The organism is Mitsuaria sp. MSU3D (genome assembly GCF_056867975.1).
Genome location: NZ_CP200314.1, coordinates 567639 through 591414, shown reverse-complemented (window position 1 = coordinate 591414; position 23776 = coordinate 567639). Strand labels below are relative to the sequence as shown.

At 69.8% G+C, this 23776-nt stretch carries 24 protein-coding genes and 1 pseudogene; 12 read left to right on the top strand and 13 right to left on the bottom strand.

What is annotated here, in order from left to right; all coding sequences use genetic code 11:
• Window positions 1-8 precede the first annotated feature (8 nt).
• Together lspA and AC1VNM_RS02725 are read left to right on the top strand one after the other, a co-directional pair.
• A complete protein-coding gene (lspA, locus tag AC1VNM_RS02730) occupies window positions 9-506 on the top strand; it encodes a signal peptidase II (RefSeq protein WP_297523949.1) in 498 nt (165 codons plus the stop codon).
• A 352-nt stretch (window positions 507-858) separates the two neighbouring features.
• On the top strand, window positions 859-2646 hold the full coding sequence (locus AC1VNM_RS02725; protein WP_483105774.1) for a sensor histidine kinase: 1788 nt from the start codon (window positions 859-861) through the stop codon (window positions 2644-2646).
• Here the strand turns inward: AC1VNM_RS02725 and AC1VNM_RS02720 are convergent.
• Window positions 2626-3609: a quinone oxidoreductase family protein gene (locus AC1VNM_RS02720; protein ID WP_377156009.1), complete on the bottom strand. Its 984-nt coding sequence runs from the start codon at window positions 3607-3609 to the stop codon at window positions 2626-2628. The two genes, AC1VNM_RS02725 and AC1VNM_RS02720, sit on opposite strands and share 21 nt — an antisense overlap.
• A gap of 95 nt (window positions 3610-3704) precedes the next feature.
• Between AC1VNM_RS02720 and AC1VNM_RS02715 the strand changes: the two genes are divergently transcribed.
• Window positions 3705-4622 carry a DMT family transporter gene (locus AC1VNM_RS02715; RefSeq protein ID WP_483105773.1) on the top strand — a complete coding sequence of 306 codons (918 nt, stop codon included), beginning with the start codon at window positions 3705-3707 and terminating at the stop codon, window positions 4620-4622.
• Window positions 4623-4639: 17 nt separating this feature from the next.
• Here the strand turns inward: AC1VNM_RS02715 and AC1VNM_RS02710 are convergent, their stop codons facing one another.
• Both AC1VNM_RS02710 and AC1VNM_RS02705 read right to left on the bottom strand, forming a co-directional pair.
• Complete coding sequence (locus AC1VNM_RS02710; protein ID WP_483105772.1) at window positions 4640-5428, bottom strand: SDR family NAD(P)-dependent oxidoreductase; 789 nt, start codon at window positions 5426-5428, stop codon at window positions 4640-4642.
• Between the two features lie 120 nt (window positions 5429-5548).
• On the bottom strand, window positions 5549-6484 hold the full coding sequence (locus tag AC1VNM_RS02705) for a DMT family transporter (protein ID WP_431102616.1): 936 nt from the start codon (window positions 6482-6484) through the stop codon (window positions 5549-5551).
• 478 nt (window positions 6485-6962) lie between these two features.
• On the opposite strand from AC1VNM_RS02705, the gene AC1VNM_RS02700 reads away from it, so the two are divergent.
• Window positions 6963-7988 (top strand): GGDEF domain-containing protein, encoded by a 1026-nt coding sequence (locus tag AC1VNM_RS02700; protein WP_483105771.1) that lies wholly within the window; start codon window positions 6963-6965, stop codon window positions 7986-7988.
• Between the two features lie 64 nt (window positions 7989-8052).
• A complete protein-coding gene (locus AC1VNM_RS02695; protein WP_483105770.1) occupies window positions 8053-9606 on the top strand; it encodes a sensor histidine kinase in 1554 nt (517 codons plus the stop codon).
• A gap of 48 nt (window positions 9607-9654) precedes the next feature.
• On the opposite strand, the gene AC1VNM_RS02690 is transcribed toward AC1VNM_RS02695, so the two are convergent.
• On the bottom strand, window positions 9655-9876 hold the full coding sequence (locus AC1VNM_RS02690) for a hypothetical protein (protein WP_377156019.1): 222 nt from the start codon (window positions 9874-9876) through the stop codon (window positions 9655-9657).
• Between the two features lie 122 nt (window positions 9877-9998).
• Window positions 9999-10457, bottom strand: a complete 459-nt coding sequence (locus tag AC1VNM_RS02685; RefSeq protein ID WP_483105769.1) for a hypothetical protein — start codon at window positions 10455-10457, stop codon at window positions 9999-10001.
• Window positions 10458-10679: 222 nt separating this feature from the next.
• Here AC1VNM_RS02685 and AC1VNM_RS02680 point away from each other — a divergent pair, with 222 nt between their 5' ends.
• The gene (locus tag AC1VNM_RS02680) at window positions 10680-11555 is read left to right on the top strand and encodes a transglycosylase SLT domain-containing protein (RefSeq protein ID WP_483105768.1); all 876 of its coding nucleotides are present in this window, start codon (window positions 10680-10682) and stop codon (window positions 11553-11555) included.
• 64 nt (window positions 11556-11619) lie between these two features.
• Here the strand turns inward: AC1VNM_RS02680 and AC1VNM_RS02675 are convergent, their stop codons facing one another.
• The 4 genes from AC1VNM_RS02675 to AC1VNM_RS02660 form a co-directional block, all read right to left on the bottom strand.
• Complete coding sequence (locus AC1VNM_RS02675) at window positions 11620-13302, bottom strand: MFS transporter (protein ID WP_377156023.1); 1683 nt, start codon at window positions 13300-13302, stop codon at window positions 11620-11622.
• A 244-nt stretch (window positions 13303-13546) separates the two neighbouring features.
• The gene (locus tag AC1VNM_RS02670) at window positions 13547-14200 is read right to left on the bottom strand and encodes a DsbA family protein (RefSeq protein WP_483105767.1); all 654 of its coding nucleotides are present in this window, start codon (window positions 14198-14200) and stop codon (window positions 13547-13549) included.
• A gap of 11 nt (window positions 14201-14211) precedes the next feature.
• On the bottom strand, window positions 14212-14448 hold the full coding sequence (locus AC1VNM_RS02665) for a DUF1289 domain-containing protein (RefSeq protein WP_377156027.1): 237 nt from the start codon (window positions 14446-14448) through the stop codon (window positions 14212-14214).
• The gene (locus AC1VNM_RS02660; protein WP_483105766.1) at window positions 14445-14975 is read right to left on the bottom strand and encodes a YbaK/EbsC family protein; all 531 of its coding nucleotides are present in this window, start codon (window positions 14973-14975) and stop codon (window positions 14445-14447) included. The genes AC1VNM_RS02665 and AC1VNM_RS02660 overlap by 4 nt, the downstream gene beginning before the upstream one ends.
• A 118-nt stretch (window positions 14976-15093) precedes the next feature.
• Between AC1VNM_RS02660 and AC1VNM_RS02655 the strand changes: the two genes are divergently transcribed.
• The 5 genes from AC1VNM_RS02655 (at window position 15094) to AC1VNM_RS02635 (ending at window position 19844) form a co-directional block, all read left to right on the top strand.
• Complete coding sequence (locus tag AC1VNM_RS02655) at window positions 15094-16020, top strand: LysR substrate-binding domain-containing protein (protein ID WP_377156031.1); 927 nt, start codon at window positions 15094-15096, stop codon at window positions 16018-16020.
• A 110-nt stretch (window positions 16021-16130) separates the two neighbouring features.
• On the top strand, window positions 16131-17297 hold the full coding sequence (locus tag AC1VNM_RS02650; RefSeq protein WP_483105765.1) for a CaiB/BaiF CoA transferase family protein: 1167 nt from the start codon (window positions 16131-16133) through the stop codon (window positions 17295-17297).
• Window positions 17297-18223, top strand: coding sequence for an HpcH/HpaI aldolase/citrate lyase family protein (locus AC1VNM_RS02645; protein ID WP_483105764.1), 927 nt, complete (start codon window positions 17297-17299; stop codon window positions 18221-18223). The genes AC1VNM_RS02650 and AC1VNM_RS02645 overlap by 1 nt, the downstream gene beginning before the upstream one ends.
• 72 nt (window positions 18224-18295) lie before the next feature.
• Window positions 18296-19270: a Bug family tripartite tricarboxylate transporter substrate binding protein gene (locus tag AC1VNM_RS02640; RefSeq protein WP_483105763.1), complete on the top strand. Its 975-nt coding sequence runs from the start codon at window positions 18296-18298 to the stop codon at window positions 19268-19270.
• 100 nt (window positions 19271-19370) lie between these two features.
• The gene (locus AC1VNM_RS02635) at window positions 19371-19844 is read left to right on the top strand and encodes a thioesterase family protein (RefSeq protein ID WP_431102606.1); all 474 of its coding nucleotides are present in this window, start codon (window positions 19371-19373) and stop codon (window positions 19842-19844) included.
• A 75-nt stretch (window positions 19845-19919) separates the two neighbouring features.
• Here the strand turns inward: AC1VNM_RS02635 and AC1VNM_RS02630 are convergent, their stop codons facing one another.
• From AC1VNM_RS02630 to AC1VNM_RS02615, 4 genes and pseudogenes are all read right to left on the bottom strand, one after another.
• Window positions 19920-20546 (bottom strand): helix-turn-helix transcriptional regulator, encoded by a 627-nt coding sequence (locus AC1VNM_RS02630; RefSeq protein WP_483105762.1) that lies wholly within the window; start codon window positions 20544-20546, stop codon window positions 19920-19922.
• On the bottom strand, window positions 20543-21793 hold the full coding sequence (locus AC1VNM_RS02625) for an MFS transporter (protein ID WP_377156043.1): 1251 nt from the start codon (window positions 21791-21793) through the stop codon (window positions 20543-20545). Before AC1VNM_RS02625 ends, AC1VNM_RS02630 begins: the two co-directional genes overlap by 4 nt.
• Before the next feature lie 5 nt (window positions 21794-21798).
• The gene (locus AC1VNM_RS02620) at window positions 21799-22248 is read right to left on the bottom strand and encodes a questin oxidase family protein (RefSeq protein ID WP_483109225.1); all 450 of its coding nucleotides are present in this window, start codon (window positions 22246-22248) and stop codon (window positions 21799-21801) included.
• A 465-nt stretch (window positions 22249-22713) separates the two neighbouring features.
• A pseudogene (locus AC1VNM_RS02615) lies at window positions 22714-23121 on the bottom strand (VOC family protein); the annotation flags it as partial.
• A 164-nt stretch (window positions 23122-23285) separates the two neighbouring features.
• Here AC1VNM_RS02615 and AC1VNM_RS02610 point away from each other — a divergent pair.
• Complete coding sequence (locus AC1VNM_RS02610) at window positions 23286-23762, top strand: protein-tyrosine phosphatase family protein (RefSeq protein WP_483105761.1); 477 nt, start codon at window positions 23286-23288, stop codon at window positions 23760-23762.
• Window positions 23763-23776: the final 14 nt, after the last annotated feature.

The following is a 23776-nucleotide window of genomic DNA, read 5'->3' as shown; positions in this document are numbered from 1 at the left end:
CAGCATCCATGGCCACCAAGTCCCCGTCCTCGTCGAACAACCGCCTGATCCAGTGGCTGGCGATCGCCCTGCTGGTCATCGTGGCCGATCAGTTCACCAAGGTCCTGATCCTGCACAGCTTCCAGTACGGGGACAGCCACTACGTGCTGCCTTTCTTCAACCTGGTGCGGGTCCACAACACCGGCGCCGCGTTCAGCTTCCTGGCGGGCGCGTCGGGCTGGCAGCGCTGGTTCTTCGTCGGACTCGGCGTCGCGGCGACGATCTTCATCATCTGGATGCTGCGCCGCCACGGGCACCAGACGCAGTTCGCGTGGGCGCTCAGCCTGATCCTGGGCGGCGCGGTGGGCAACATCGTCGACCGGCTGCTGCACGGCTATGTCGTCGACTTCATCCAGCTGCACTGGGCCGGCTGGTACTACCCGTCGTTCAACATCGCCGACAGCGCCATCACGATCGGCGCCGTCCTGCTGATCTGGGACGAGCTGCGCCGCGTCAAGCGCGGCTGAGCGTCCGGCGCGCGGGAGCGCGCCCGCCACGCACGTCCCCTCGCGCCCCTCGGACCGAGGGTTCCTCCGGAGAAACGAGGCTGGCGCTCCTGCATCGGCCTGCGTAGCCTTGCGCCATCGAGGGTTGCCGCCACGCATGCGGCAGCTCGGAGGGGGTTCTTTCGGGCACCGACGCGGACACGCCGCAGGCAGGGCGTTGCGCCGCGCATGGGCGGTCTTCACGCACCGTCGCGCGCTTCGGCACGCCCGCGCGTCCGACGTGACGGAATGGACATCAGGACCATGGACAGGACACGGCCGACGGCGACAATCCGCTGCGACCAAACGTAACCAAGAACAGGGCCTCGCCCCCATGCTCGACTTCTCCTGTCTGACCCACTATGACTGGCTCGATGTGCCCATGTGGGTCTACGACCAGGAGCGTCAGCGCAACCTCTGGGCCAATGCCGCCGCGCTGGGTTTCTGGCGCGCCGACAGCGCCGAGGAATTCCTCTCCCGCGACCTCAGCGACATGAGCCCGTCGGTCGCGGAGCGGCTGGCGGTGACCGCCGCCGACCACACGCAGGGCAAGCTCGTGCGCGAGCAATGGACGCTCTACCCGAAGGGCCAGCCGACGACGGTGATGCTGGTCTCCCGCGGCATCCGCACGCCCGACAAGCGCCAGGTGATGCTGTTCGCGGCGGACTCGCTGGTCAGCGGCGTCGACAAGAGCCTGCTGCGCGGCGTCGAGGCGCTGCAGCACACCTCGGTCCGCATCGCGGTGTTCTCGCTGCGCGACGGCAGCACCCTGATGCGCAACCCCGCCGCGGCGATGTGCTTCAACGGCCTGCGCAAGACCATCGGCGCGACCGACTTCAGCGCGATCTTCCCCGAGCCGGACCTCGCGCGCCGCATCGTCGCGCAGGTGCGCGGCGGGCAGACCTTCGGTGCCGAGCTGGAGATCAACACCGCCAATGGCCGCCGCTGGCACGCCATCGACGCGCGACCGATGCGCGACCCGGTCAGCGGCGAGGTCGTGCTGCAGCTCAACGCGCGCGACGTCGGCGACTTCAAGGCCACGCAGGCGCAGCTCGAGGCCGCGCGCGAGGCCGCCGAGGCCGCCAGCCAGGCCAAGAGCTCCTTCCTGGCCAACATGAGCCACGAAATCCGCACCCCGATGAACGGCGTGCTGGGCCTGACCGAGCTGGTCCTGCAGACCGAGCTCAACGAGCGACAGCGCAAGTTCATCGAGCTCGCGCACAGCTCGGCCAAGGGCCTGATGGTGATCATCAACGACCTGCTGGACATCGCGAAGATCGAGGCCGGCCGCGTGATCATCGACCAGGCGCCGTTCAGCCTGCACGACTGCCTGCGCGAAGCGCTGCACCCGCTGCTGCTGCAGGCGCACGAGAAGGGTCTGCAGCTGCACGCGCGCGTGCAGCCGGGCGTGCCGCAGCATCTGCTGGGCGATGCGCTGCGGCTGCGCCAGATCATGGTGAACCTGGTCGGCAACGCCTTGAAGTTCACCGAGAAAGGCGAGGTCCGCGTCGACATCCAGCGCGTGGACGGCGGCGGCGACGAGCCGGTCCACGCGGGGCCGCTGCGTCTGCGCATCGCCGTGCACGACACCGGCATCGGCATGACGCGCGAGCAGATCGCGCAGATCTTCAGCCCGTTCACGCAGGCGGACGGCAGCATCACGCGCCGCTACGGCGGCACGGGCCTGGGCCTGACCATCGTGAAGCGCCTGGTGGAACTGATGGGCGGCGAGGTGCAGGTGGAGAGCCAGCCGGGCGCCGGTTCCTGCTTCAGCTTCGAGGTCAAGGTCTCGCAGCCGCTGGTGCTCGACGAGGTGCTGCGCACCGAGACCGTGGACGTGGACGTGCACGAGACGACGGCGGGCTCGCTCGACGGCGAGCCGGCCACCGACTTCGGCGCCGACACCGTGCCTGCGGGGCTCGACGACCTGCCCGCGCCGCGGCGCGTCGTCACCGACGAGGGCGCTGCGGAATCGCGGGAATCGCGGGAATCCCGGGATCCCCGGCATGACCCGCGCGCCGATGACAGTGCCAACGACGCGCTGCTGGACGCCGAGACGGTGGCGGCCGATCTGGATCCGCCGCTCGCCGCCTCCGCCGGTTCAAACCAGCAGCACGCCTGAGCCCGTCGTCGTGCGGGCTTCCAGCTCGCGATGGGCGCGCTGGACCTCGTCGAACGGATAGCGCTGTTCGACCTCGATCTTCACCGCGCCGCGCTCGACGGCCTGGAACAAGGCGCCCGAGATCTCCTGTGTCGCCTCGAGCGACGAGAGATGCACGAACAGCGACGGCCGCGTCAGGTAGAGCCCCGACGCCGCCAGCGCCTTCAGCGGCACCGGCGGCACCACGCCGGACGCGTTGCCGAAGCTGACCATCAGGCCGAAGGGCCGCAGGCTCGCGAGCGAGCCTTCCCAGGTCGACGCGCCGACCGAGTCGTAGACGACCTTCACGCCTTTCCCGCCGGTGATCTCCTTGACGCGATCGGCGAAGTTCTCCTTCGAATAGTTGATCGCGAACTCCGCGCCGTGGTCCAGCGCGAGCTGGCATTTCGCATCGCTGCCGGCGGTGCCGATCAACCGCAGCCCGAGCGCCTTCGCCCACTGGCACGCGATGAGTCCGACCCCGCCCGCCGCCGCGTGGAAGAGCACATGGTCCCCGGCCTGCAACCCGCCCTGCGGCAACGTGCGCTGCAGCAGGTACTGCACCGTCATGCCCTTGAGCATCATCGAGGCGCCCTGCTCGAAGCTCAGGAAGTCCGGCAGCTTCACCACGCACTTCGCAGGCATCACGCGCGCGGTCGCGTAGGCGCCGATCGGCTGGCTCGCGTACGCGGCACGGTCGCCGGGCTTCAGGTGGGTGACGCCCTCGCCCACCGCCTCGACGATGCCGGCGCCTTCCATGCCGATCCCCGTCGGCACCGGCAGCGGATAGACGCCGCTGCGGTGGTAGATGTCGATGTAGTTGAGGCCGCAGGCCGCGTGGCGGATGCGGATCTCGCCGGGGCCCGGGTCGCCGACCTCGACCGATTCGATCGTCAGGACCTCCGGTCCGCCGGGTTGCGAGATGCGCACGGCTCTGTCGCTCATCAGGGTTCTCCTCATGGGGGGATGTCGCTCGCGCGTCGCCCGACGCGTCGATCGCGGCTATCGTGCCAGTCTCGCGACTCGGGCGCATCGCCGCAATGACCTTGACCCCACGACTGGCCCTGATGCTGACGCTGCCGCCGCTGCTGTGGGCGGGCAACGCGGTGGTCGGGCGGTCGGTCGGGCCGCTGGTGCCGCCGCTGCTGCTCAACGCGACGCGCTGGACGCTGGCCTTCGTGCTGCTGGTGCTGATCGCGCGTCCGGCGCGCGCGCTGCTGCAAGACCTGACCCCGTTGCGCGCGCGCTGGGGCTACTTCGCGCTGACGGGTCTGCTGGGCATGGGCTGCTACAACGCGCTGCAGTACCAGGCGCTGCACAGCTCCACGGCCCTCAACGTGACGCTGATCGCCGCGAGCCTGCCCGTGTGGATGCTGGCCGTCGGCGCCCTGTTCTACCGCGTGTGGCCGACGCGCCGCCAACTGGCCGGCGCCGTGCTCTCGCTGGCGGGCGTGGCGCTGGTCATCTCCCGTGGTCATCTGGAGCGGCTGGCGCAGGTGCAGTTCGTCGTCGGCGATCTGCTGATGCTGCTGGCCGTGCTGAGCTGGGCCTTCTACAGCTGGCTGCTGGCGCGGCCGCCCGCGCACATGCAGGGCGAGCGCCGGCCCGACTGGGACTGGGCCGCGCTGCTGATGGCCCAGATGCTGTTCGGGCTGGCCTTCGGCTGGGCCTCGGCGGCCGTGGAACAGGCCGTCGGCGTGCCGCCGGTGCAATGGGGATGGCCGCTGGTGGCGGCGCTCCTCTACGTCGCGATCGGGCCGTCGCTGATCGCCTACCGCTGCTGGGGATTGGGCGTCGCCCAGGCAGGACCGACGCTGGCCGCCTTCTTCGGCAACCTCACGCCGGTCTTTGCGGCGCTGATGTCGGCCGCGCTGCTGGGCGAATGGCCGGCGTGGTTCCACGGCACGGCCTTCGCGCTGATCGCGGCGGGGATCCTGGTCTCGTCGGCGAAACGCTGAGATCCCAACGCCGACGTTCAGAACGTGCCCGGGTAGGAGCCGCCGTCCAGCAGGATGTTCTGCCCGGTCAAGTAGCCCGCGTGCGCCGAACACATCAGCGCGCAGATGGCGCCGAACTCCGCCGCGCTGCCGAAGCGCTGCGCCGGGATCGCACCCATGCGCTTGGCGCGCACGTCGTCGACCGGTTGCCCGGACTTCTGCGCGCCGGCGGCCATCGTCTTCTGCAGGCGTTCGGTGTCGAACGCGCCCGGCAGCAGGTTGTTGATCGTCACGTTGCGGCCGGCGATGCGCGACTGGCGCGCGATGCCGGCCACGAAGCCGGTCAGGCCCGAACGAGCGCCGTTGGACAGGCCCAGCACGTCGATCGGCGCCTTCACCGCGCCCGAGGTGATGTTGACGATGCGGCCGAAGCCGCGCCCCGCCATCTGGTCTACCGTCGCCTTGATCAGCGCGATCGGCGTCAGCATGTTGGCGTCCAGCGCGGCGAGCCACTGCTCGCGCTCCCAGTCGCGGAAATCGCCGGGCGGCGGGCCGCCGGCGTTGTTGATCAGGATGTCCACCTGCGGCGCGGCGGCCAGTGCGGCGGCGCGGCCGGCCTCGGTGGTGATGTCGCCGGCGACGGCCACGACCTGCACGGCCGGGTTGAGCGCGCGCAGCTTCGCGGCCTGCGTCTGCAGCGCCTCCTCACCCCGCGCGGTGATCACCACGTTGACGCCTTCGGCGGCCAGCGCCTCGGCGCAACCCGCGCCCAGGCCCTTCGAAGCCGCGCACACCAGGGCCCACTTGCCCGTCAGTCCCAAGTCCATGTCGATCTCCGTTCTAGATTCGTCGGCCCTCGCAAGAAGGCTTCAGCACTGCCACCGCCGCGGGCCCTCACCCCTGCCCTCTCCCGCAAGCGGGAGAGGGAGCAAGAGGACTTCAGCTTGTCAGCGCCGCTGGCGCGCGAGCAGCCACACGCCGCCCAGCACCAGCACCGTGCCCGCGACAACCCAGCCGGTCAGCGGCTCGTCGAGGATCAGCACGCCCATCAGTATCGTGGACATGGGGCCGACCATGCCGGTCTGCGCGGCGACACCCGCCCCCATGCGCTCGATCGCCATCATGACCATCAGCACCGGCGCGAAGGTGCAGGCCAGCGCGTTCAGCACCGACAGCCACCACACGGCTGGCGCGAGATCCGCCAGCCCCGACACCGGCCGCGTCAGCAGGAACTGCGCGATGCAGAAGCCGCAGGCGACCGACGTCGCCAGGCCGGTGAGCCGCATGGCGCCGAGGCGCTTGACCCATTCGCCGCTGTAGACGAGGTACAACGCGTACGACACCGCGCTGCCGAAGACCAGTGCGCCGCCGAGCCACACGTTCGCGCCGGCGACCTGCAGTTCATGCCCGAAGACCAGCAGCACGCCGGCGTAGCTGACCGCCAGCGCGCCCGCCTGGCGCAGCGTCACGCGGCGTCCGAACATCGCCCACGACAGCAGCAGCACGATGGTCGGGTTGAGGTACAGGATGAGCCGCTCGAAGCTCGCGCTGACGTAGGCCAGGCCGGCGAAGTCCAGGAAGCTTGCGAGGTAGTAGCCGCTGAAGCCCAGGCCGAGCACGGCGAGCTTCTCGCGTCCGGTGAGGGCCGGCTTGCCGCGGCCCGCCCACCAGGCCAGCAGCAGGAACAGCGGCAGTGCGAGCAGCATGCGCAGCATCAGCAGCGTGATCGCGTCGACGCCGTGGCGATAGGCCAGCTTGACGATGATTGCCTTGCCGGAGAACCCGATCGCGCCGCCCACGGCCAGCAGCAGTCCGCTCAGCGGCACGCGCGACGAGGCCGCATCGGGAGAAGCGACCGGCGTCGCTGAAGGGGAACTGCTCATGCGGTCGATTCTAGGAATCGGGGCGTGGGCCGCATTCGCGAAGGGGCAATGCACGCTTGCCGCCCGAGACCCGAGACCCGAGACCCGAGACCCGAGGCCCAAAGCCCAAAGCCCAAAGCCCGAGGCCCGAGGCCCGAGGCTCACGGTGCCTCGAAGCCGGCGGCGCCGGTGCCCCTCGAAGCGAATGCCGAGCGTGAGGAGGCGATTGAGCGCAGAGGGGCACCGGTGCCGCTGGCTTCTGCTCGGTCTTCGAGGGCGTGTCCCCTCCCCTGTCCCATGTCGCGTGAATAGTTGCGGCCCGTGCCGCCAAGGTGTGGTGGGGCCCTCAAGACCTGGCCCCACTGCGCCGAAGTCCGGGAGCGCCTGCCGCCGTGAAGCGGCGCACGGCGGAAGTGGAAGTGGAAGTGGGGATAGGAAACGACAAGGGACCGCGCGTCGACGGACGTGACAGGTTCCGGACCTGCGAGGGACCCTGCCGATGAGGTACACCGAGAGCATTGCCGCCAGCGCACAGGCGCTGCGGACCGCTTTGCCGTTGATGTCCAGACAGCGCGCCGCGCTGCATCCGGTCACCTATGCCGTCTGGTACGAGCACGTGACCGCGATGAACGGTGCGCTCAGCCGCGAGCTGATGGGACTGACCCAGGACGGCGCGACGCTGGACGAGCCGCAGACCTGGGCGCTCTACCGCAAGCACATTGCCGAGCTCGATGAACAGATGGCCGTCACGCTGGCGCAGGACGTCGGCGACGTGCTGCGCGGCGTGTCCGACTGCACCGACCAGGCGGGCCAGCAGGTGCAGCAGTACGCGCGGGCGCTGCAGGGCTGGGAGCGCTCGCTGCGCGACGCCGCGCCGGGGCAGCACGTCCAGGTGCTGGCGGCCGCGCTGCAGGGCACACAGGACATGGGCCACGCGGTCCTCAGCCTGGTGGCGAAGCTGGAGGCGAGCCGCCAGGAGGTCGCGTCGCTGCGGCAGGAGGTCCACCGCGCGCGCAGCGAGGCGCTGCTGGATCCGCTGACGGGCCTGAGCAACCGCCGCGGTTTCGACCGCGCGCTGGCCGACTGCCTGCGCAGCCCCGACGCCGGCACGCCGACGGCGCCGTGCCTGCTGCTGGGCGACATCGACGACTTTCCGGCGCTGCGCGAGCGCCTCGGCGAGGCACGCCTGAACGACACGCTGCGGCAGGTCGCCAACGCCGTGCGCAGCGTCGCGCAGAGCCACCACGTCGCCGCGCACATCGAGGACGACGAGTTCGCGCTGCTCATCCCGGGCGCCGGCCTTCACGAGGCCTACACGCTCGCCGAACAGTTGCGCCACGGCGTCGCGCAGCTGCAGGTGGCCGCGGACCGGCGCCTGAGCCTGTCGGTGGGCGTCACGCAGCTCGGCCAGGGCGACAGCGCGCGGGATTTCATCGGCCGCGCCGACCAGGCGCTGCAGGCCTCGCGCGCCCAGGGCCGCAACCGCGTGACCGTGCTGGCGGCGGATGAGCGTTTCGCCGCATGAGGTCGTCATCGTCGACTTGCATAATCGGCCGTCACAAGGGTTGAGAGGGACGGACGTGGCCCTGATGAAGACTTCTCTGCGCAGCGCCGTGATCCTGGCGTTGTTGGCGGGCCTGGCCCTGCCGACCGGCGGCGTGCTGCTGTACGAGCAGCAGCTGAGCCGCCGCGTCGTGATGGAGGACCTGCAACGCGACCTGTCGCGCGTCTCGGAGGTGCTGGCGCTGTCGCTGGCGGAGCCGATCTGGCAGGTCTCGCCCGACCTGGCCGAGCCCATGGTCAAGGCGCAGGTCGACGATCCCCGCTTCGTCTCCGTCGTCGTGACCGAGAACGCCGCGCAGCAGGCCTTCATCGAGTTCCACCGCGGCACGCCCGACGACGCGATGACGCTCAGCGAGACGCGCTCCGTGCTGCGCGACGGCCGCGAGATCGCCAAGCTGACCGTGGTCATGAGCGCCGAGCCGCTGATGGCGCGCAAGCGCGACGATCTCTGGAACGCGCTGTGGCGCAGCCTGCTGACGCTGACGGTGTCGCTGGGGCTGATCCTCGTCGTGATGCAGCGCCGCGTGCTGCGCCCGATGGCGCGGCTGTCCGAGGCCGCCGACGAGCTCGCGTCCGGCCAGCTCGACAAGCCGCTGGCCTTCGGCGGAGAGGACGAGATCGCACGCGTCGGCAAGGCGATGGAGCGCATGCGGCTCGCGCTGCTGAAGGCTTTCGACGACCTGCGCGGTCATGCCAGCACGCTCGAGGACCAGGTGGCGCAGCGCACCGTCCAGCTGACCGAATCCAACGCGGAACTCACGCAGGCGCTGGCCAACCTCAAGACCGCGCAGCGCGAGCTGGTCGAGTCGGAGAAGCTGGCCTCGCTCGGCCGGCTGGTCGCGGGCGTCGCGCATGAGCTGAACACGCCGCTGGGCAATGCGCTGACGGTGGTGTCGGCGCTCGAGGACCGCTGGGGCAAGCTCGACCGCATGCTGACCGACAACACGCCGATGCGGCGCAGCCAGCTCGAGGAGCTCGTCAAGGACACGCGACGCGGCCAGGACATCCTGCATCGCAACGTGCAGAAGGCGGCCGACCTCGTGCGCGACTTCAAGCAGGTGGCCATCGACCAGACCAGCGACACGCGGCGCGACTTCGAGCTGGCGCAGGTGGTGGAGGACGTGCTCGTGATGGTCGAGCCGAGCTTCAAGCACACGCCCTTCCGCATCGTCACCGACCTGCAGCCGGACCTGCGCATGAGCAGCTATCCCGGCGCGCTGGGTCAGGTCTTGACCAACCTCCTGATGAACACGCTGGTCCACGCCTTCGAGGGCGAGGCGCAGGGCGAGGTGCGGGTGAGCTGCCACCGGCTCGACGAGGCCACGGTGGAGCTCTGCGTCGACGACAACGGCCACGGGATGGATGCCTCGATCGTGCGCCGGATCTTCGATCCCTTCTTCACGACCAAGCTCGGCAAGGGCGGCTCGGGCCTGGGCATGCACATCGTGCACAACATCGTGACGAACGTGCTGGGCGGTCAGATCGAGGTGATCTCGCGGCCGGGCGAAGGCACGTGGATGATGATGCGATTGCCGGTCGACGCGCCGCTGCGCGCCGCCAGCGAGGACCGGGGCGGGTGACCGGTCCTCGGGCCTGCGCCGCGTGATGCGGCGCAGGTGTGGCACTGCTTACTGCGAAGCGCCCGACGCGGCGACGGAAGCCGCTTCTGCCGGCAGGGCCGCAGACGCAGCCGCCATCGCCGCCGAAGCCGCATCGCTCGCGGCCTGGTCCGCGTGACCGCCGGTCACGTCGTGCTTCTCGCCCGTCAGGTCGATGTTGCCGCCGCTCTTCATCAGCACGAACAGCGCGATGGCAGCGAAGACGATGAATCCAACGACGATTTTCCACATGGCTCCGAATTCCTCTTGAGGTTGCCGGTCGCGACAGACTGACCGGGTCGGAGGCCATTGTGGGAAGCAAGCCTGACAGCAGGCTGAGCGCCACCTGTATCCAAGCGTGATGCCGGTGCGGCTCAGCCGATCTGCTCGATCGCATAAGCGATCGCGCGCCACGTCGGATCGCTGCTGGTGGACAGCACCCGTTCGACCAGCGGCCGCCACTCGTGCTGGCCGCCGGCCAGCCGGTCGACCATCGCGAACACCAGCGTGGCGGCGTCGGCCTCGCCGGAATGCTGCTCGTGCGCCAGCTCCGCGCGGCCCACCGAGGCATCCCCGCCGAGTAGCGCGCCCACCGCCATCAGCACCTTGACGGCTCGCTCGTCGCCCAGGTCCCGCGCGAGCGCCGCTCCGATGTGAGCGGCCTCGTCATGCCGGCCGATCCGGCTGGCCAGCAGCAGGCACGCGGACAGGATGCGTCGCCCGTTCCAGGACGCTTCCGGCGCGGGCAGCACGGAAGGGAACCCGCCGCCACTGCCCGACATGGGATCGAACGGGGCGGTGCTGTCGAAGGAAGGCGTGGACTGCAGGTACATGGGGGTTGCTCACGGTGGCCGCTCTCGATGAGCCTGGCATGCAGCCGACGCGATCGAAGCTCGCATCGCGAAATCTTCGCCCTCGGCGCGAAGCAGCGAGGCCGGCGTCCAACTTCTCGATGTCTTCGGGGATCAGGACGCCGCTTCGGATCTGGCCAGCGACGCGCGCAAGGGTGCCCAAGATGGCCTTTTGTCGTCAGCAACCCCAGAAGGAGACCTGCCATGTCCGTGAGCTTCCAGAACCAACCGCTCGGAGGCCTCGGCGGCCTGGGCGGCCTCGATTCCCTTGGCCAGGCGGGAGGCCTCTCGGGCCTGTCGCAGGCGCCGGGCGGCGCGGCCGAGATCCAGGCCCGACTGACCGAGGTGATCCTCCAGATCCTCAACCTCCTGATCAACGAGATCATGAAGGCGCTGCAGCAACAGCAGCAGGGTGCACAAGGCGGTGGTGGAGGCGGTGGCGGTGGCGGTGGCGGCCCGTCGGCCGTCGGTGGCCCATCGGGTGCTTCGGGCGCCGGCGGTCCCCAGGGCGCGTGCGGTCCGCAAGGCCCCTCCAATGCCTACCAGCCCAACAACGCCTATCAGGCCCAGCAGCCGTCCTATGCACCGCCGGTGTCGAACACCGGCTCGCCGTCGGGCGTGGGCGACGTGTCCTCGACGAGCGGCGGCAAGGGCCCCGCCGGCATGCCCGCGGAGTTGTGGAAAGACTGCCAGGAGGCCGGCAGGAAGACGGGTGTCGATCCCTACATCCTGGCCGCGCAGATGGAGAAGGAAAGCCAGTTCGGCAAGGGTCTGAACGGCAGTCCCAGCGCGGGCGACGGCCTGATGCAGGTCGAGCCCGGCACCCGCCAGGCCTACGCCGGCAAGTTCCAGGAAAAGATGGGGCACGCCTACGACCACAACGATCCCAAGGACCAGGTCGCCATGGCCGGCGTGATCCTCGCGGACAAGGGCGGCGACGCCACCAACATGCTGCAGAAGTACAACGGCGGCGACAACTGGGCGCCGGGCGCCACCGACTCCTACGGCCGCGAGATCAAGGCCGCCGAGTACGCGTCCTCGGTGCTGGCGAGGGCGCAGCAGATGAAGGCCGCCGGCTGACGATCCGCGACCATGAAAAAGGGCGGCCTTTCGGCCGCCCTTTTCGTTGGTGCGGAGCGCTCGCTCAGTCGCGGGCGTAGATGTCCACGTCCTTGGTCTCGCGGACGAACAGCAGGCCGATCACCAGGGTGAGCGCGGCGATGCCGATCGGGTACCAGAGGCCGTGATAGATGTTGCCGTTCTGCGCCACCATCGCGAAGCTGATCGAGGGCAGCAGACCGCCGAACCAGCCGTTGCCGATGTGGTACGGCAGGCTCATCGAGGTGTAGCGGATCCGGGTCGGGAACAGCTCCACCAGCATCGCGGCGATCGGGCCGTAGACCATGGTCACGTACAGCACCAGCACCGCGAGGATCGCGATCACCAGCGGCGTGTTGACCTTGGCCGGGTCGGCCTTGGCCGGGTAGCCCGCGGCCTTCATCGCGTCGGCCAGGTCCTTCTTGAACGCGGCGATCTTCTTCGCGCTGTCCTCGTCGAACTTGTGGCCACCGGCGGTCAGCGTCGCGGTCGGCGCCTCGATGACCTTGTCGCCGATCTTGACCTGACCCGAACCGGCCGCGCCGGGCACGGTCTCGTAGTTCGCCGCGGCTTGCGCCAGGGCGCGCTTGGCGATGTCGCAAGGCGTCGTGAAGTCCACGTCGCGCGCGATCGGGCTGCCCTGGAACGAGCACTGCGCCGGATCGGTCGTCAGCGTGATCTGCGCGGTCGCCTGGGCCTTCGCCAGGTCCGGGTTGGCCGCGTTGGTCAGCGCCTTGAACAGCGGGAAGTAGGTCAGGATCGCCAGCAGCAGGCCCGCCATGATGATCGGCTTGCGGCCGATCTTGTCGGACAGCGTGCCGAACACGACGAAGAACGGCGTGCCGATCAGCAGCGCCACCGCCACCATGATGTTGGCCGCGGCCGGATCGACCTTGACCACGCTCTGCAGGAAGAACAGCGCGTAGAACTGGCCCGTGTACCAGACCACGCCCTGGCCGGCCACCAGGCCGAACAGCGCCAGCAGCACGACCTTCAGGTTCTTCCACTGGCCGAAGGACTCGGACAGCGGCGCCTTGGAGGTCTTGCCCTCGGACTTCATCTTCTGGAAGGCGGGCGACTCGTTCATCGACAGCCGGATCCACACGCTGATCGCCAGCAGCAGGATCGACACGATGAACGGGATACGCCAGCCCCAGGCCGCGAACGTCGCTTCGCCGAGCGCCGTGCGGGTGCCCAGGATGACGATCAGCGACAGGAACAGGCCCAGCGTCGCCGTGGTCTGGATCCACGACGTGTACGCGCCGCGCTTGCCGTGCGGGGCGTGCTCGGCGACGTAGGTCGCGGCACCGCCGTATTCGCCGCCCAGTGCCAGGCCTTGCAGCAGGCGCAGGCCGACCAGGATCACCGCCGCGGCGGGACCGATCGTGTCATAGGTGGGCAGCACGCCGACGATGAAGGTCGACAGGCCCATGATCAGGATCGTCACCAGGAAGGTGTACTTGCGGCCGATCATGTCGCCCAGACGGCCGAACACCAGCGCGCCGAACGGACGCACGATGAAGCCCGCCGCGAACGCCATCAGCGACGCGATGAACTGCGCCGTCGGATCCAGGCCGGTGAAGAACTGCTTGCCGATGATCGCGGCGAGCGAGCCGTACAGGTAGAAGTCGTACCACTCGAACACCGTGCCCAGCGAAGAGGCGAAGATCACCTTCTTCTCTTCGGCCGTCATCGGCGCATTGGTGGTCACTGCGCTTGCAGTTGCCATGGGATTGTCTCCTCGGGATTTCCCAGAGCCATCGACCGATGGCCCTTGGGGAGCGACTATCCGAGCGCGCTCTGACCCGTTTCTGACGACTTGCTTGCCTCAGGCTGACAAACCCGGGTGCAACCCTCGCTTCGCATTTCTCGATGCGGAATTTCGGTGCCTGCGCGCCGCATCAGAGGGTATGTCCCTACGGCGACATTCGAGGGCGAAGCGACCTCGTCGTCGTCTCGACGACCGCCCGCGCTCAGCCGCGCTGGATGCCCACCGGCAAGGTCCGCGCCGCGTCCCACGCGGGACCGTCGAACCACGTGTCGCCATCGAGGTAGCCGGTCAGCATCTCGATCGCGTCGAGGCCCCAGAACAGCTTGTCGTCGACGGCCATCGTCGGCACGCCGAAGACGCCGCGCGCGACGGCGGCATCGGTGGCCCCGCGCAGCGCGGCCTTGACCTCGGCCGAGGCGGGATCGCGCATCGGCGCGAGGTCCGCCGTCAGTTCGGCCAGGCGCTGCGCATCCGCCGCGTCGAGCCCGCCGCGCCAGACATGGTGGAAGACGCGTTCGACCGCGTAGCGGCCCGGCGTCCCGAGTCCGTCGTGGGCGCTTGGCGCGGTGGCCCACAACAGGCGCAGCAAGGGCAAGGGATTGAAAGGATGCGCCGCCGGCAGGTCCAGCGGCACGCCGAGCCGGTGGCCGAGCCACGACACCTGGCGGTAGGTCCAGTCGCGCTTGCCGGGGATCTCGGCGGGGCCCTTGTGGTCGAGCGCCTTCAGCATCGCGCCGAAGAGGATGGGCACGTAGCGGACCGCGACGCTGCGACCGGCCAGCGCCTCGGGCAGCCGCTCGAAGGCGAGCGCCGCATACGGCGAGATCGGGTCGAAGTAGAAATCGATCGTGACCATCGTCGCTCCGTTCAGACCTTGGGCAGCGGCTCGGTGGCAAGCGCGCCGTGCGCGATCAGCAGCGCGCGGCGCTCGGGCAGCAGCGCGAGCAGGCGGATGCGCGACTCGTCGTCCGACTTGCTCCAGCCGGCGATCTCGGGGATGGTGCGCGCGCAGCCGCGACACAGCGCGGTGGGCTCATGCATCTTGCAGATGTTGATGCAGGGCGAGGCGACGCGGCCTTCAGGCGTGCGGGCGACGTCGCTCACTGCGCGACCTCGATCACCGGCGCGCCGGTCAGCGCGACCAGCTGTTGCGGCGTCATCAGGAACACGCCGTTCGGATGGCCGGCCGCGGCCCAGATCGCGTCGAAGCGGAACAACTCCTGGTCGATGAACAGCTGCGGGGCGGCGCCCTCCTCCGCCGGCTGGAAGCCGAGTGGCGACACGCCGCCGATCGAGAAACCGGTACTCGCCTTCACGTAGTCGGCATCGGCGCGGCCGAGCTTGCCGGTGTGGAGCTCGAGCTTGCGCTCGTCGACGCGCTTGTCGCCGGAGGCGATCACCAGCACGGCCGCGCCGTCGGACTTGCGCTTGAACACGACGCTCTTGGCGATCTGCCCCAGCGCGACGCCGAGGGCGTCGGCCGCCTCCTGCGAGCTGCGGGCCGAGACCTCGAGCCAACGCGGCTCGTGTTCGTGGGACAGCGCGCGCAACGCGGCGCGCACGCGGAGGAAACCGTCGGGACGGGCGGTGTCGCCTGCCGTGGAAGTCGCGGGGGAAGTCGTGTCGCTCATGCCGCGCATTGTGCCAAGGCGCCCGGTGCGCGATTGGCGCATCGGCGTCAGACCACACGGCGCGCACTTCGGTATGGTGTGAGGGGCCGCACCCTGAGCGGCCTCTGGAGATCATCTCGTGGAACTGCGCCAGCTGAGGTATCTGATCGGCGTCGCCGACGCCGGCAGCCTGCTGAAGGCGTCCAGGCTGCTGCACCTGGCCCAGCCCGCGCTCGGCCAGCACATCGTCGCGCTGGAGGAGGAACTCGGCGCGCCCCTGTTCATCCGCTCCAGCCGCGGCATGGCCTTGACCGACAACGGCCGCCGCTTCGTCGAGCAGGCGCGCAAGGTGCTGGCGGAACTCGAGGCCGCCAAGGCCTCGGTGCTGGCCGACGGACAGCACCTCGCCGGCGAGGTCATCCTGGGCCTGCCCACGACCGTCGCGCTGGCGGCGACGGTGCCGCTGCTGCGCCTGGTGCGGACGCGGCTGCCGCTCGTGCGGCTGCGCATCGTCGAGAGCCACAGCGGCTTCCTGCGCGAATGGCTGCAGGCGGGGCGGCTGGAACTCAGCATCCTGTTCGAAGACCGCCAGGAGCCATGGTTGTCGCAACGGCAGCTGCTGACGGAGCAGCTGGTGCTGGTGGGCGCCGCGGGTGCCGGCGCGCAGCCGCTGGGGCGCGAGCTCGCGCTGCGCGAGCTGAGCCGCTTTCCCATGATCCTGCCCAACACGGAGCACGGGCTGCGGCGCATCATCGACGCGGCCTGCCGGGCCCATGGCGTCGAGCTCGACGTGGTGGCCGAGATCGACTCGCTGCCCGCAGTCAAGAGCGCCGTCGCCGCGGGGCTCGCGTTCACGATCCTCTCGCCGGGCTCGGTGAGCGAGGAACTGCGCCAGGGTCGCCTGCGCCAGGCCGTGATCCGCGATCCGGAAATCCGGCGAACCATCTGCAGCTGCTTCGCGCTGACCCGCTCGCCAGGGCCCGCGGCACGCGCGGTGAGCGATCTCGTCGATGAAGTGATCCGGGAACTCGTGCTGACCGGGCAATGGCCGGCGACGCTGGCGTAACGCGTCTCCGCACGCCCGCTAGTCCGGATCCGACTAGCGCCTAGCCGACATCCGTATTTCCCAGCGACGGCGCGCATCCGTAGGCTGCTTCCATGAAAGGAAGCGCCTCCATGAGCCTTGAGCCCTCCCTCTCCGACGAGCGCCAGCCGCTGTCGGATGTCGTCGTGATCGACCTGTCGCGGCTGGTGTCGGGCAACGTGCTGACGCATGTGCTCGCCGATCTCGGCGCGTCGGTCGTGAAGATCGAGTCGCCGGAGCGTGGCGACGACCTGCGCGCCTGGCAGCGCCAGGGCGTGAGCACCTACTGGATGGAGTACAGCCGCAACAAGGACAGCGTCGCGCTGGACCTGCGCTCGGACGACGGCATGGCCTCGCTGAGGTCGCTGATCACGCGCGCCGACATCCTGGTCGAGAACTTCCGTCCCGGCACGCTCGAGAAGATGGGGCTGGGCATCGACGCGCTGCAGCGGCTGAACCCGCGCCTGATCGTGGTCCGCATCTCCGGCTGGGGACAGACGGGCCCGTTCGCGAAGAAAGGCGGCTTCGGCTCGCTGATCGAGGCGATGAGCGGCTTCGCCGCGATGAACGGCCATGCGGACCGGCCGCCGGTGCTGCCGCCCTTCTCGCTCGCCGACTCGGTGGCGGGCCTGCACGGAGCGACCGCCGCGCTGGCCGCCCTGCATCGCCAGCGCGCCCATCCCTCGCCGACGGTCCAGGAGATCGACCTCTCGCTCTTCGAGCCGCTGTTCTCCATGCTCGGCCCGCAGGCCTCCGAGTTCCAGCTCACCGGCCAGGCCACGCAACGGTCCGGCAGCCGCTCGCCGACGCATGCACCGCGCAACGTCTACGCGACCAAGGACGGGCGTTGGGTCGCGTTGTCCGCCGGCATGGCGGGCACGCTGCAGCGGCTCTTCGCCGGCATCGGGAAGCCCGAGGCCCTGAAGGACGAACGCTTCGCCACGCACGAGGCGCGGCTCGCCAACATCGACGCGCTCGACGAGTTGATCCAGGGGCACCTGTCGACGCTCACGCTGGCCGAAGCGCTGGCCTTCTTCGAGGAACGCGACATCACCGCCGGCGAGGTCTGCGACATCGAGGACCTGCTCCAGCACCCCTACGTGCGAGAGCGCGAACTGCTGCTGGACGCGCAGACGCCGGACGGCCGCACGGTGTCCGTGCACGCCGTGCCCTTCAAGATCAACGGCGCGCGTCCGCCGGTGCGCCGACCCGCACCGGCGCTCGGCCAGGACAACGACAAATGGCTGAAGGACCAGTGATGAACGCCCGCCCCGCATCGACCACATCGACCACATCGACCGCTCCGTCGCACCGCTTCTACCGGTCCTACCTGTTCGTCCCCGCCGACAACGAGCGTCTGCTTCAAAGCGCCTTGAACAAGACGCCCGACGTCGTGATCCTGGATCTCGAGGACGGCGTGCATCCGAGCAGGAAGGCGGCCGCGCGTGCCGGCGTGGCGACCGCGATCGGACGCGTGCACGCGAGCGGCAAGGCCGCTGCGGTGCGCGTCAACGGCGCGCTGAACACCGCCATCGACGACCTGCGCGCCGCCGTGTCGCCGGGCCTGCGCCTGCTGGTGCTGCCGAAGGTCGAGCACGCCCGCGATGTCCAGCTGCTGGCCGGCGTCGTCGACGAACTCGAACGATCGGCCGGTCTGCCGGCGGGCGGGGTCCGCTTCCTGCTGCAGATCGAGTCCGCGGCCGCGCTGCCACGGCTCCACCACATCGCCGCGGCCTCGCCGCGCGTGCATTCCATGATGCTGGGCAGCGAGGACTTCTCGCTCGACGTCGGCGGTCTTCCGACGCCCCAGGCGCTGCTCACGCCGAGCCTGATGGTGCTGTACGCGGCGCGCGCGGCCGGCGTGCTGCCCGTGGGCTTCGTCGGCTCGATCGCCAACCTCGGCAACGTCGAGGATTTCGAAGCACTGCTGCAGCAGGCCCGCTCGCTCGGCTTCCGCGGCGCGGTGGTCGTGCATCCGAAGTTCGTGGACGCGATCAACGCCTGCTACACGCCAACGCCCGAGCAGGTGGCGCAGGCGCGCGCCATCGTCGCCGCCTTCGACATCGCCGATCGCGACGGCCTCGGCGCCACCAAGCTCGGCGATCTGATGATCGACAAGCCGGTGGTCCTGCGCGCGAAGGCTCTGCTCATCGAGGCCGGCCTCAGCCCCCTCGGCGACGGCTGAGCGCACTCGCCGCTTCGGCGTTCCGCGGCCCCGGACGACCCCGACCCCAAGACAACAACAGGAGACAACGTCATGCTGACGAAGCGAGAGTTCTGCGCCTTCACCGCCTTTTCCGCCTTGAACGCGGTCGTGCCCGCCGCGCGGGCGCAGGCCTATCCCGGCAAGCCGGTGACCATCGTCGTGCCGCAGGCTCCAGGGGGCACCAACGACGCGGTGGGTCGCATCCTGGCGCAGAAGCTCACCGAGAAATACGGCCAGGTCTTCAACATCGACAACCGCGCCGGCGCGGGCGGCAACATCGGCACCGAGCTCGCGGCACGCGCGCCGAAGGACGGCTACACGCTGCTGCTGACGATCAGCAGCACGCAGGCGATCAATCCGGCGCTGTACCGGCGCATCGGCTTCGACCCCGTGAAGGACTTCGATCCCATCGCGCCGATCGGCGTCGTGCCCAACGTGCTGGTGGTCCACCCGGGTTTCCCGGCGCGGGACCTCAAGGGCTTCATCGCGGCAGCCAAGGCGAAGAGCCCGTCCTACCAGTACGCGTCGGCCGGCAACGGCTCGTTGAACCACCTGCTCGGCGAAATGCTCAACCGCTCCGCCGGACTGCAGCTCGAGCATGTGCCATACAAGGGCGTCGGGCCCGCGTTGACCGACATGCTGGGCGGTCAGGTGAGCGTCGGTTTCGCGAGCCTGCCGTCGTGCCTCGAGTTCGTGCGCGCCGGCAAGCTCGTCGCGCTCGGCGTGAGCTCGCCCAAGCGTTCCTCCGCGCTGCCGGACGTCCCCGCGATCGGCGAGGTCGTCCCGGGATTCGCGGGTGAGCTCTGGGTCGGACTCTTCGCCCTCCACGGGACACCGGACGCGATCACGAAGCAGCTGTCCGAGGACGTGAGCTCGGTGATGAACGCGCCCGATGCGCTGGCCAAGCTCAAGGCGCTGGGCGTGGAGCCGCTCAGCGGCGGCCCGACCGCGCTGGCGGCGATGCTGAAGCAGGACATCGCCAGATGGGAGCCGATCGTGAAGGCGTCGGGAGCACGCGTGGACTGACGCGGCTCAAGGGGAGCGGCGCATACACGGCGTGCTTGTCCGCGCGGATTAGGGCGAGCGCTCTCCTGCCGCGCGCGGCCTTGCGTTATGGTCCGCGCCCATGACCGACGTGAAGAGCCCCTTCGAGCCCGAGTTCACCACCGCCCTGTGCGAGATCTTCGAAAAGCTGATCACCTTCAACCAGGTGCTCGGCGTGAAGATCGACGAACTGCAGCACGAGATCGTGCGGGCCCACATTCCCATGCGGCCGGACCTGGTCGGGCACTACGCCCACAACCGGCTGCACGGCGGCGTGATCAGCGCAACGCTCGATTCGATGGGCGGCCTGGCGGTGATGGCGGCGATCGGCGCGCGACATCTCGACGAAGCGCCGCAGCAACGGCTGCAGCGTTTCGCCAAGCTCGGCACGATCGACCTGCGCGTGGACTACCTGCGGCCCGCCATCGGCGCCCTCTTCCGCTGCGAGGCCGAGGTGATGCGGCTAGGCAGCCGCGTCGCCAACACGCGGATGGCGTTCACCGATGAGCAGGGCCGACTGCTGGCCACCGGCGCCGCGGCCTACATCGTCTCGTGACATTGGCGCCCTTCTTGCTCCCTCTCCCGCTTGCGGGAGAGGGTGGGGGTGAGGGCCAGCGGACTCTGCAGTCCACTACACCGCGCTGATCCGATAGGCACAGCGCCGCGCGCCGGCCAGCAGATGCTCGGTGCGCTCGACGGTAAGTCCGGGCCCCAGGCAGCGCTCGAACAGCGCCAGCTCCGAGCGGCAGAAGCCTTGGCAGCTCTGTGCGGCGGCGCAGATCGGGCAATGGTCTTCGACCAACAACCAGTCCTTGCCGACACGCTCGGCGCGGGCCATGTACCCTTCCTCGGCGCGCAGCCGAGCGAGTTCGCGCACACGGTCGCCGGTCGTTCGGCACCGCTCGATCGCGGCGCGGTAGCGTAACTCGCTGTCGCGCTCTCGAGCGCCGATCAACTGATCGAGCCCCGCCTCGCCGAAGACCGCGCGCGCCTGCTGGATCAGTTGCACCGTGAGATCGGCATGCCGATCCGGGAAACGCCCGTGGCCCGCCGCCGTCAACGACCACAGCTTGCGCGGCCGTCCGGCCTCGCCGCGCTGATCGTCCTGCGCGACGACGAGTCCCTGCTCCTCCAGGCGCGCCAGCAGCTTGTGCGCGCCCATCGGCGTGATGGCGACGGTTGCCGCCAGCGCGGCCGCCGCCTGCGGGCCGCGGCTCTTGAGCTCGAACAGCAGCCGGTCCTCGTTCCCTTGACTCATGAGTGGCGCCTCGCGAAGCGGATGAAGCCGATCGCCGCGCCCAAGCACATCGTGCCGCCCAGCAGCATGATCCAGCGCGCGGACAGCATGCCCAGCGCGCCGCCGATCAGCGCGATCAAGGTGTTGGACAGGCAGAAGACCGTCGTCAGCAGGCCCATCACGCGGCCTTGGCCATGCGCGGCGAAGCGCTCCGACATCCATGCCGGCATCAGCGCGTTGTAGAACGAGAGCGGCACCCCCAGCAACGGGATCAACGCAAGTCCCAGCCAGGAGGGCGCTAGGCTCAAGGCCAGCAGCCCGATCGCCGCGACGACCGCGAAACGCGCCGCGCGGTGCAGCGGCGTCGGCCCGGAGCCGATGCGCGCCGCGAAGATGCTGGCCGCCGTCATCGCGGCGCACTGCACCGCGGTGACCAGCGCGATGCCGCGGCTGTCCAGCCCCGCCTGCTGCAGCATCCACAGCGGCGCGAACTCGTACAGCGCGTTGACGCCCAGCGTGTACGCCAGCTGCAGCAGCGCGAGGTGGCGCAACACGGGATCCTGGGCGATCAGCCCCAGCGACTGCTGCCGCCGCATCGCGGCGAGCATCCCGCCTTCGGGCTTGGCGGTCGGCCGGTCGTCGGGCAGCCCGAAGCCGAGCAGCACCAGGCAAGGCAGGATCACGACGGCCGCCACGATGAAGGGCACCGCCTCGCCCCAGGGCAGCGTCAGGCCGCCGAGCAGCGGCCCGACCAGCCAGCCGATGTAGAGGCTCGCGTTGAGCCAGGCGAAGCTGCGCGTGCGCTCGAGCTGCGGATGCCAGTCGGCCAGCAGCGCCCGCACGACGGCGACGTTGCCTTCGGTCAGGCCCGTCGCGAAACGCGAGAGCACGAACAGCGGATAGTCCCGCGACGCCAGCGCGAAAGCGCTCAGCCCGTAGCCGACGAGCGTCGCGGTGATGGTGACGCTGAGCACACGGCGCCGGCCGTAGCGGTCGGACATCGGCCCGATCACCAGGCTGCCGACCAGGATGCCGGCCGGGTTCACCGCCAGCGCCAGGCCCATCAGCAGCTCCGGCCGCAGGCCGAGGAAATGGGTGAAGTCGTCGACCGGCCCGCTGACGAAGATCGGCGCCAGGATCGGGTACGGCAGCGCGACGCCGGCGGTGCTCATCAGCGCGAGCGCGCAGACGGCCCAGAGCAGCAGATGCGGATGGCGCAGCGGCGCCGGCGAGGTGGCAGTCGCGGAGGACTCGGAGGAAGACAGCACGGCGCTCATTGTGCGGCCCCTTCGCGGCGCAGACACAAGGCATAGCCGGGCCAGCCGCGATGGCGCCATTCCTCGCGCGCGGCGTCGGCGACCTTGATGCGGTGGTCGTTCATCGACGCGTGCAGCGCGGGCAGCTCGCGCGTCCAGTCGTCCTCCGTCGCGGGTCCCGCGTGGACCAGCGCCCAGGCCGGCGCCGGACGCAGTTCCGACAGATACGTGCCCAGCCACGCGCGCCAGACGGTGCGCAAGACCTGGCCCTCGTCGACCGCCAGGCCGCGTGAGGCGGCGGCCTCCAGCAGCACGCGCAGCGCATGCGTGCCCGTCACCAGGTGCAACGAGGCGAACTGGTGCCGCGACAGGTACGCGGCCAGCGAGGCTTCCGCCAGCGCATCGAGCGTCAATCGCGGGCGCTCCACGTAGCCGTCGAAGCCCGGCAGCGTCGCGGCATGTTGCATCCGCGTCGTGATCAGCGTGCCCGGCATCGCCGGCATGGCGAGCGCGGGATCGGCACGCACCGCATCGATGACTTCACGAAGGCTTTCACGCCCCTGCCCCGCCGGCACCGGCGCGCCGAGCGGGCTCTTCAGCCCGATCGTCGTCCTCAGCGCCGCGTCGAGCTCCTGACGATGCCCCGACTGCAGCGCATAGGCGAGCCGGATCGCGACATGGAAAGCCTGCGCTTCGGGCGCGGCCAGCACGCGGCGCAGCGCGTCCTCGACGGAGGGCGGCGGCACGCCGTCATCGTCCGCGACGCGTGACAGCGGCGCCCAATGGTCGATGTGCCGTTGCAGCGATTCGCGCGGCGCGCCCAGCCGAGCCAGCGCGCCGAGCGCCATCGGCAAGTGGTTGAAGAGCGGCAGCGCCTCGGTGCCGTACATGGGGCCGAACTTCACCGACTGGTCCAGCGCCTCGTGCAGCCCCGCCGGCCAGGGCGGGCCCTTGAGCTCGAGGGCATTGCCGTCGGGATCGAACAGGTACAGCGACGGTCCGTCGCCCTCCGCGCCGTAGCGCGAGCCGTAAGTGTCGACGGTGACGCCTTGCGACGTCAGCCAGCGACGCAGCGCGGGCTCGTCGAGCGTCTCGACGCGCAGGCAGAAGTGGTCGACATTGCGCCCCTCCGCGCCCGGGCCTGCGCCACCGACACGGCCGAGCTTGCCGTCCAGCGGCACGAGGTCGATCAACTGCGCGCCCGCGCGCAACTGCACCAGCCCGATCTCCTCTTGACGCCGCTCGACGGTGCAACCCAGCAGGTCCACGTAGAAGTGCAGCGCCGCCGGCAGATCGCGCACGCGCAGCACGAGATGGTCGAGTCCCTGGATCCTGATCATGGCGAGCTCCTTCCGCTTGCGTTGTTGTGACTTCGAGCCTTGCTTCGGCGGGGCGTCGAACGAGGCGCTGAACGCCATGCCGCGATGATCGCGCCGCCCGTCAAATTAATAAACTTTTAGTTGATTAACATCGCCTCCAGCAGGGAGACCCGACAATCGGGGGCATGGCTTTCCGACCCCTCCCCCTCCCCGACGCCATCCCGGGCCGGCTGTGGCTGCAGTCGATGCCGGGCCGCCGCGAGTCCTGGGGCGCCTTCCTCGACGAGGCGCGCCTGAATCAGCTCAACATGGTGGTTTGCCTCAACCCGCTCGAGGAAGTCGCCGAGCTCTCGCCGCCGTATCACAAGGCGATCGCCGAGGGCCGGCTGCCCTTCCGCTGGCTGCATGTGCCGATGCGCGATTTCGGTCTCGCGTCGGACAGTGCGGCGTTCCGGCAGGGTGTGGAGCACATCGCGCAAGGCCTGCGCATGGGCGACCGCGTGCTGCTGCATTGCGCCGCCGGCATGGGCCGCACCGGCACGATGGCCGCTTGCGTGCTGAAGCGGCTGGGCGTGCCCGCGGCGCAATCGCTCGAAGCGGTCAGCGCGGCAGGATCGAATCCGCAGTCGGCGCAGCAGTCCGGATGGATCCACCAGTTCTGAGCTGCAACGACGTT

What these genes read in the sequence shown, in the direction of transcription:
- lspA (WP_297523949.1), top strand. Translation starts at nt 9, where the DNA reads ATGGCCACCAAGTCCCCGTCCTCGTCGAACAACCGCCTGATCCAGTGG.
- AC1VNM_RS02725 (WP_483105774.1), top strand. Translation starts at nt 859, where the DNA reads ATGCTCGACTTCTCCTGTCTGACCCACTATGACTGGCTCGATGTGCCC.
- AC1VNM_RS02720 (WP_377156009.1), bottom strand. Translation starts at nt 3,609, where the DNA reads ATGAGCGACAGAGCCGTGCGCATCTCGCAACCCGGCGGACCGGAGGTC.
- AC1VNM_RS02715 (WP_483105773.1), top strand. Translation starts at nt 3,705, where the DNA reads ATGACCTTGACCCCACGACTGGCCCTGATGCTGACGCTGCCGCCGCTG.
- AC1VNM_RS02710 (WP_483105772.1), bottom strand. Translation starts at nt 5,428, where the DNA reads ATGGACTTGGGACTGACGGGCAAGTGGGCCCTGGTGTGCGCGGCTTCG.
- AC1VNM_RS02705 (WP_431102616.1), bottom strand. Translation starts at nt 6,484, where the DNA reads ATGAGCAGTTCCCCTTCAGCGACGCCGGTCGCTTCTCCCGATGCGGCC.
- AC1VNM_RS02700 (WP_483105771.1), top strand. Translation starts at nt 6,963, where the DNA reads ATGAGGTACACCGAGAGCATTGCCGCCAGCGCACAGGCGCTGCGGACC.
- AC1VNM_RS02695 (WP_483105770.1), top strand. Translation starts at nt 8,053, where the DNA reads ATGAAGACTTCTCTGCGCAGCGCCGTGATCCTGGCGTTGTTGGCGGGC.
- AC1VNM_RS02690 (WP_377156019.1), bottom strand. Translation starts at nt 9,876, where the DNA reads ATGTGGAAAATCGTCGTTGGATTCATCGTCTTCGCTGCCATCGCGCTG.
- AC1VNM_RS02685 (WP_483105769.1), bottom strand. Translation starts at nt 10,457, where the DNA reads ATGTACCTGCAGTCCACGCCTTCCTTCGACAGCACCGCCCCGTTCGAT.
- AC1VNM_RS02680 (WP_483105768.1), top strand. Translation starts at nt 10,680, where the DNA reads ATGTCCGTGAGCTTCCAGAACCAACCGCTCGGAGGCCTCGGCGGCCTG.
- AC1VNM_RS02675 (WP_377156023.1), bottom strand. Translation starts at nt 13,302, where the DNA reads ATGGCAACTGCAAGCGCAGTGACCACCAATGCGCCGATGACGGCCGAA.
- AC1VNM_RS02670 (WP_483105767.1), bottom strand. Translation starts at nt 14,200, where the DNA reads ATGGTCACGATCGATTTCTACTTCGACCCGATCTCGCCGTATGCGGCG.
- AC1VNM_RS02660 (WP_483105766.1), bottom strand. Translation starts at nt 14,975, where the DNA reads ATGAGCGACACGACTTCCCCCGCGACTTCCACGGCAGGCGACACCGCC.
- AC1VNM_RS02650 (WP_483105765.1), top strand. Translation starts at nt 16,131, where the DNA reads ATGAGCCTTGAGCCCTCCCTCTCCGACGAGCGCCAGCCGCTGTCGGAT.
- AC1VNM_RS02645 (WP_483105764.1), top strand. Translation starts at nt 17,297, where the DNA reads ATGAACGCCCGCCCCGCATCGACCACATCGACCACATCGACCGCTCCG.
- AC1VNM_RS02640 (WP_483105763.1), top strand. Translation starts at nt 18,296, where the DNA reads ATGCTGACGAAGCGAGAGTTCTGCGCCTTCACCGCCTTTTCCGCCTTG.
- AC1VNM_RS02635 (WP_431102606.1), top strand. Translation starts at nt 19,371, where the DNA reads ATGACCGACGTGAAGAGCCCCTTCGAGCCCGAGTTCACCACCGCCCTG.
- AC1VNM_RS02630 (WP_483105762.1), bottom strand. Translation starts at nt 20,546, where the DNA reads ATGAGTCAAGGGAACGAGGACCGGCTGCTGTTCGAGCTCAAGAGCCGC.
- AC1VNM_RS02620 (WP_483109225.1), bottom strand. Translation starts at nt 22,248, where the DNA reads ATGCAACATGCCGCGACGCTGCCGGGCTTCGACGGCTACGTGGAGCGC.
- AC1VNM_RS02610 (WP_483105761.1), top strand. Translation starts at nt 23,286, where the DNA reads ATGGCTTTCCGACCCCTCCCCCTCCCCGACGCCATCCCGGGCCGGCTG.